3 protein-coding genes are annotated in these 6145 nt (G+C 63.3%); 1 reads left to right on the top strand and 2 read right to left on the bottom strand.

All coding sequences use genetic code 11. The features are described 5' to 3' along the window. Positions 1–155: 155 nt before the first annotated feature. Both DC522_RS13510 and DC522_RS13505 read right to left on the bottom strand, forming a co-directional pair. Positions 156–3311 (bottom strand): efflux RND transporter permease subunit, encoded by a 3156-nt coding sequence (locus DC522_RS13510; protein ID WP_116529212.1) that lies wholly within the window; start codon positions 3309–3311, stop codon positions 156–158. Positions 3312–3376: 65 nt separating this feature from the next. Then, positions 3377–4630: an efflux RND transporter periplasmic adaptor subunit gene (locus tag DC522_RS13505; RefSeq protein WP_116529211.1), complete on the bottom strand. Its 1254-nt coding sequence runs from the start codon at positions 4628–4630 to the stop codon at positions 3377–3379. A gap of 248 nt (positions 4631–4878) precedes the next feature. Between DC522_RS13505 and DC522_RS13500 the strand changes: the two genes are divergently transcribed. After that, positions 4879–6051 (top strand): phosphoserine transaminase, encoded by a 1173-nt coding sequence (locus DC522_RS13500; RefSeq protein WP_116529210.1) that lies wholly within the window; start codon positions 4879–4881, stop codon positions 6049–6051. Positions 6052–6145 lie beyond the last annotated feature (94 nt).

The raw sequence follows: 6145 nt of genomic DNA, 5'->3' as shown, positions 1-6145 counted from the left end.
TCTCGTTGAGCCTGAGGCGTGCCGCAACTATTTCACCGCCGCCGGATACGGATTCGTCTGAATGCCCGATGCTCTAGATTTTTCTCCCGTCGAAAGAATAAAGCTCCGCACGATTCCTCGGCGGAGCTTTTTCTTTTCGAGCGGATCGTCTCCGGTCATTCCGCCGGATGAGCCGGAGGCTGTGCGATCTGCGGGGCAGGGCTCTCACCATGGGGGTGCTGGCCAGTCTGCGCGCGCAGCTTGTCGAGCATCTCGCTTACGTAAGTGGCGGGCTTGGTATAGCCGCCGATGAGCAGGTAGATCGCCGGTACCACGAGCACCGTCAGCAGGGTCGACATGGTCACGCCACCGACGATCACCGTGCCGATAGCGCTCCGTGCTTCCGCGCCTGCGCCCGTGGACCAGGCAAGCGGGATCGCGCCGCCGATCATGGCGATCGACGTCATGAGGATCGGACGCAGGCGAAGCACCGAGGCTTCGATCACCGCATCCCACACGGACATTCCCCGTTCGCGCAGCTGATTGGCGAATTCGACGATGAGAATGCCGTTCTTCGTCATCAGGCCGATGAGCAGGATCATGCCGATCTGGCTGTAGATGTTGAGCGTCTGGCCCGTGATCACCAGAGCGGCCAGGCCGCCCGTGACGGCAAGCGGCACGGTCAGCATGATGATGAACGGGTTGATCCAGCTCTCGAACTGCGCCGCCAGCACCAGGAACACTACGAGCAGCGCCATGCCGAAGGTGACGTAGATCGCATTCGAGGATTCACGGAAATCCTGCGACTGGCCGGTATAACCAATGCGCGCTTCCGCCGGCAGGTTCTCGCGCACGATCTGCTCCAGCACCGCAAGACCCTCGCCGATGGAGGTGGTGCCTTGCAGGCCTGCATCGATGGTGATGGCCCGCATCCGGTTGAAGCGGTTGAGCGTCTGCGGGGCGGCGGCTTCCGTCAGGCTGACGAAGGAGGAGAGGGGAACGAGTTCGCCGTTCGTGGCGCGCACGAAAGTGTTGGCGAGATCGTTCGGCGTCGCACGATCCTCGGCGCGGCCTCGCATGATGACGGAATACTCCTCACCACGGTTCACGAATGTGGAAACTTCGCGTTCGCCGAACATCAGCTCGAGCGTGCGGCCGATATCCTCCACTGACACGCCGAGATCGGCGGCGCGCTGCCGGTCGATCTGCACGCGGATGTCGGGCTGGGACTCCCGGTAATTGGAATCCATGTTCACGAACATGCCCGTTTCCTGCGCCTTCTGCATGACGATGTCGCGCCACTCGCGAAGCGTGTTGTAATCGGGGCCGCCGAGCACGAACTGAATGGGCTTCGACGGGCCGCGCTGTCCAAGCGAGCCGGGGCTGATCGGGGCCACGCGCGCACCGGGGAAGTTCGCAACCTTGCGGTTGATCTCATCCACCAGGGTCTGCTGCTTCATCGTGCGCTGATTCCACGGGACGAGGCGAACGATGATCATGCCAGAATTGACCGGGGAGGGACGTGCGAAGCCGGGTGCGACCTGGCTTGTGATGGAAGAGACGACGCCCTGCTCCTGATAGGGCAGCAGGATCTTCTCCACCTCCTTCACGCGATCGCGGGTATAATCGAGGCTTGCACCTTCCGGCGCCTCCACGCGCACGATGATCGCGCCGCGATCCTCCGTCGGCGCGAAGGTTTTCGGCAGCATTTGGAACAGGCCATAGGCCGAGAGACTCACCATGAAGCCGATGGCGAGGATAACGAGCGGCGCTTTGAGGACCCGCATCAGGATCTTGCGATAGACGTTGTTCATGCCCGTGAAGAAGGGCTCGGTCATCTTCTGGATGCGGCCATGGGCCGGCACCATCAGTTTCGAGCACATCATCGGGGTGAGCGTGCGCGCCACGACGCCGGAGAAGAAGATAGCGGCGGCAAGCGTGATGCCGAACTCGCGGAAGAGCTGACCGGTATTGCCGGTCATGAAGGCGAGCGGCACGAACACCGCCATCAGCGTGGCGGTGGTGGCGATGACCGCAAAGCCGATCTCGCGCGCGCCGTCGAAGGAGGCAAGCAGCGGCGGCTGCCCTTCCTCGATACGGCGGTGAACGTTCTCGATCTCCACGATGGCGTCGTCCACCACGATCCCGATGGCGAGCACCACGGCGAGCAGGGTCAGCACGTTGATGGAGGCGTTGAAGTAGGCCATCACCATGCAGGCGGCGATGATCGAGACCGGGATCGCGACGATGGCGACGATGGTGGAGCGCCAATCGCGCAGGAAGACCAGGATCACGAGCACGACAAGCATGATGCCTTCCATAAGCGTGCGCAGCACGCCGTCGATGGAAGCACGGATGAATTGGCTCTCATCATAGGAGACCTGGGCCGTGGTGCCCGGAGGAAGCGAGGATTTCAGGTTCTCCAATTCTTCGCGAACGCCCTCTGCCACTGAGAGGGTATTGGCTGTCGACTGGCGCACGATGCCGAGGCCCATGGCGACCTTGCCGGCTTCATAGAACTCGAAGCGGTTGTCCTCCGCCCCGACCTCCACCTTCGCGACCTCGCTCAGGCGCACGAGATAGCCATTCTTGTTCGAGACAATCAGCTGCTCGAAATCCTGCGGAGTGGAGAGGCGGGAATCCGTCTTTACGGTGAACTCGCGCTGCGTGGATTCGATGCGCCCGCCTGGCAGCTCCACATTCTGACGCTTGATCGCCGATTCCAGGTCCTGCACCGTGAGGCCACGTGCTGCAAGGGCCGGGCGGTCGACCCAGATGCGCATGGAATAGCGGCGTTCGCCGGCAAGGTTGACGTTGGCGACGCCGGGCACGGTTGAGAGGCGGTCCACATAGACGCGCTTGAGGAAGTCGCTGAGCTCGAGAGCGTCATAAGTCGAAGAGGTGACGCTGACCCACATGATGGCGGAGGCGTTGTCGTCCACCTTGCGGATGACCGGCTGGTCCACGCCGTCCGGCAGGCGGCCCACCACGCGGAAGACAGCGTCGCGCACGTCGGACGTTGCGCCTTCAGGATCACGCGAGACATCGAACTCGATGCTCACCGACGAGCGCTCGTTCTGGCTCTGCGAACGGATCTGATTGATGCCTTCGATGCCCGCCACGGCACCTTCGATCACCTCCGTCACGCGGCTTTCGATGACTTCGTTCGAAGCGCCACGGTAAACCGTGGAGACAGATACGACCGGGCGGTCCACACTCGGATATTCCCGGATCGGCAGGTTCATGAGTGCGGACAAGCCGCCCACGATCAGCAGCAGGCTCACCACAACGGCGAAAACGGGACGGCGGATGAAGAGGTCGGAAACCTGCATGACGGCTCAGCTCTTGGACCAGTCGTTGACAAAAGTTCTCCCGCCGGAGCGGGAGAGAAAATCATTCAGCGCTCGGCAGCCTGCGCGCTGCTGATCGCCTGCGGCGTATTCAGCGTGCTGCGGGAAGGCTGCTGGCGGTTCGCGGCGGGCGCTCCTTGCGGATCCTGTGCGCTCGAACCGAGCGGGCGGGCGATTACTTCGGCTCCGGGACGCACGCGCTGGACGCCCAGCACCACGATGATCTCGCCCGCTTTCAGCCCATTCACCACCTCGACCTTGCCGCCCTGGCGCTGGCCGATGGTGATGACGCGGCGCTCCACCTTGTTGTCCTTCACCGGGTAAACCACATGGCGCAGGCCTTCGCTGACGATGGACTCCTCCGGCACCAGGACCGCTTCGTCATTCACCGAAACTTCGAGCGCGACGGTCAAGAACATGCCGGGCTTCAAGGCCTCGTCCGGGTTCTCGAACTCGGCGGTGAGACGCGCGGTGCGGGTGGCCTGATCGACGCGAGGGTCGATGGTGGACACCTTGCCCTTGAAGGTGCGGCCCTTGTAGGCCGCTGACATGGCATTCACCGTCTGGCCGGGCTGCAGACGGCCCAGAAGGTTTTCGGGCACGGCGAAGTCGAGGCGGACTTTCGAGAGATCATCGAGGGAGGTGATCCGTGTGCCGGGCGCAATATAGGCCCCAAGCGAAACGGAACGGGTGCCGACGCGGCCATTGAAGGGGGCGCGGACCGTCATGTCCTCAAGCCGCGCTTCAGCAGCCTTGCGCTGAGCCTGGGCCGAGGCAATCGAACCTTCAAGGGATTTCAACTGCGCCGTCAGATCCTCGACTTGAGCGCTGGTGCCGGCGCCTGTCCGGCTCAGCGCCTGGGCGCGCTCAAGCTTGATGGCGATTTCGTTCCGCAGGGCCACGGCACGGTTGGCCTCGGCAATGGCCTGGTCGATGTCGGCCTGGCGCTCGGCGGCATCGAGTTGCACCAGCGTGTCGCCGGCCTTCACCTTCTGTCCTTCCTCGAAGCCGATCTCATCGATCACGCCAGCGACCCTAGCGGTCACTGTAATGGACTCGAAGGCGCGCACAGTGCCCACGGCCTCGCGGGTTTCCACGATGCGTCCGGTCTTCACCGTGTCCACTTCCACGGTCGCAGGTCCCATGGCGCCGCCCCGGTTGCCGCCGCTGCGCGCGCCGGAAGGAGCGCCTTGCCGTGCCACAGGCTGGTTCCCCAGGTATCCGCCCTGATAGGCATACCACCCGCCAAACCCTGCTGCCCCCAGCAAGGCGATGACGGCGAGTTGACCGGACACACGCATGCTCGCTCCTTAGCCTCGGAAGTCTTTTCAGTCTCGAATAATGGGATGCGACCTAACACAACTTAGGTCAGTCCTTATGACTATAACGCAGTGAACACGATGTTTTGTATTACGATTTAGTAATCTGAGATTTTTCTCCGGTGCCTAACCATGGGGCATATGCCTTGACCATAGGCGCCGCTTCCGTCATACCGGTCGGCGGGACACCTCTCCCCACCGAGAGGCGCCCATCTGTAAGGATGGATCACATGACAGACCTGCCCAATGCGCGTCCGCGCGCGCCTTTCTTCTCGTCCGGCCCCTGCGCAAAGCGCCCCGGATGGTCCCTGCAAAATCTTCGAACCGAAAGCCTCGGCCGCTCGCATCGCGCCAAGCTCGGCAAGGCGCGCCTGAAGCTCGCCATCGACCTCACCCGCGAGGTGCTGGAAGTGCCGGCCGATTACCGCATCGGCATCGTGCCCGCCTCCGATACCGGCGCCGTGGAGATGGTGCTGTGGTCGATGCTGGGTGCCCGTCCGGTCGATATGCTCGCGTGGGAGAGCTTCGGCGAAGGCTGGGTCACCGATGTGGTCAAGCAGTTGAAGCTCGCCGACGCCCGCGTGATCAATGCGCCCTATGGCGAGTTGCCCGATCTCTATCAGGTCGATACGAAGAACCGCGACGTGGTCTTCACCTGGAACGGAACCACCTCCGGCGTGCGCGTGCCGAATGCGGATTGGATCGCCGCCGATCGCGAGGGCCTCACGATCTGCGATGCGACCTCTGCGGCATTCGCACAGAAGCTCGACTTCGCGAAGCTCGATGTGGTCACGTTCTCCTGGCAGAAGGTGCTGGGCGGCGAAGCGGCCCACGGCATGCTCATCCTCTCGCCGCGCGCGGTGGCGCGGCTTGAAACCTACAAGCCCGCCTGGCCGCTGCCGAAGATCTTCCGCATGACCAAGGGCGGCAAGCTCATCGAGGGCATCTTCGAAGGCGAGACCATCAACACGCCGTCCATGCTCGCCGTCGAGGATTACATCGACGCGCTCGAATGGGCGAAGTCCATCGGCGGCTTGGAAAAGCTGATGGCGAAGGCCGATGCCAACGCGAAGGTCATTCATGACTGGGTGGCGCGGACGCCCTGGATCGCCAACCTCGCGAAGGTTCCGGCGACCGCTTCGAACACAAGCGTGTGCCTCGTCATCGCCGATCCTGACGTGGTCGGACAAGGCCCTGAGGTCGTGGCGCAGGTTGCCAAAGGCATCACCTCCAGGCTCGACAAGGAAGGCGTCGCCTTCGATATCGGCGCCTATCGCGATGCGCCTGCCGGCCTTCGCATCTGGTGTGGCGCGACGGTGGAGCAATCCGATCTCGAGGCCCTGACGCCGTGGCTCGACTGGGCCTTCGCGCAGGAAAAGGCGAAGCTCGCGAAAGCGGCTTGAGGCCAAGACATGCGTCATCCCGGACGCGGCCCTGCCGCGATCCGGGATCGCCTAAACCAGCCAGACTCCCATTCCGATCCCGGCTCGCGCTGCG

It is taken from the genome of Microvirga sp. KLBC 81 (genome assembly GCF_003075415.1).
Classification (GTDB): Bacteria; Pseudomonadota; Alphaproteobacteria; order Rhizobiales; family Beijerinckiaceae; genus Microvirga.
The sequence above is the reverse complement of the archived record's forward strand: the minus strand, read 5'-3'. Positions and strand labels throughout refer to the sequence as shown.

What these genes read in the sequence shown, in the direction of transcription:
- DC522_RS13510 (WP_116529212.1), bottom strand. Translation starts at nt 3,311, where the DNA reads ATGCAGGTTTCCGACCTCTTCATCCGCCGTCCCGTTTTCGCCGTTGTG.
- DC522_RS13505 (WP_116529211.1), bottom strand. Translation starts at nt 4,630, where the DNA reads ATGCGTGTGTCCGGTCAACTCGCCGTCATCGCCTTGCTGGGGGCAGCA.
- DC522_RS13500 (WP_116529210.1), top strand. Translation starts at nt 4,879, where the DNA reads ATGACAGACCTGCCCAATGCGCGTCCGCGCGCGCCTTTCTTCTCGTCC.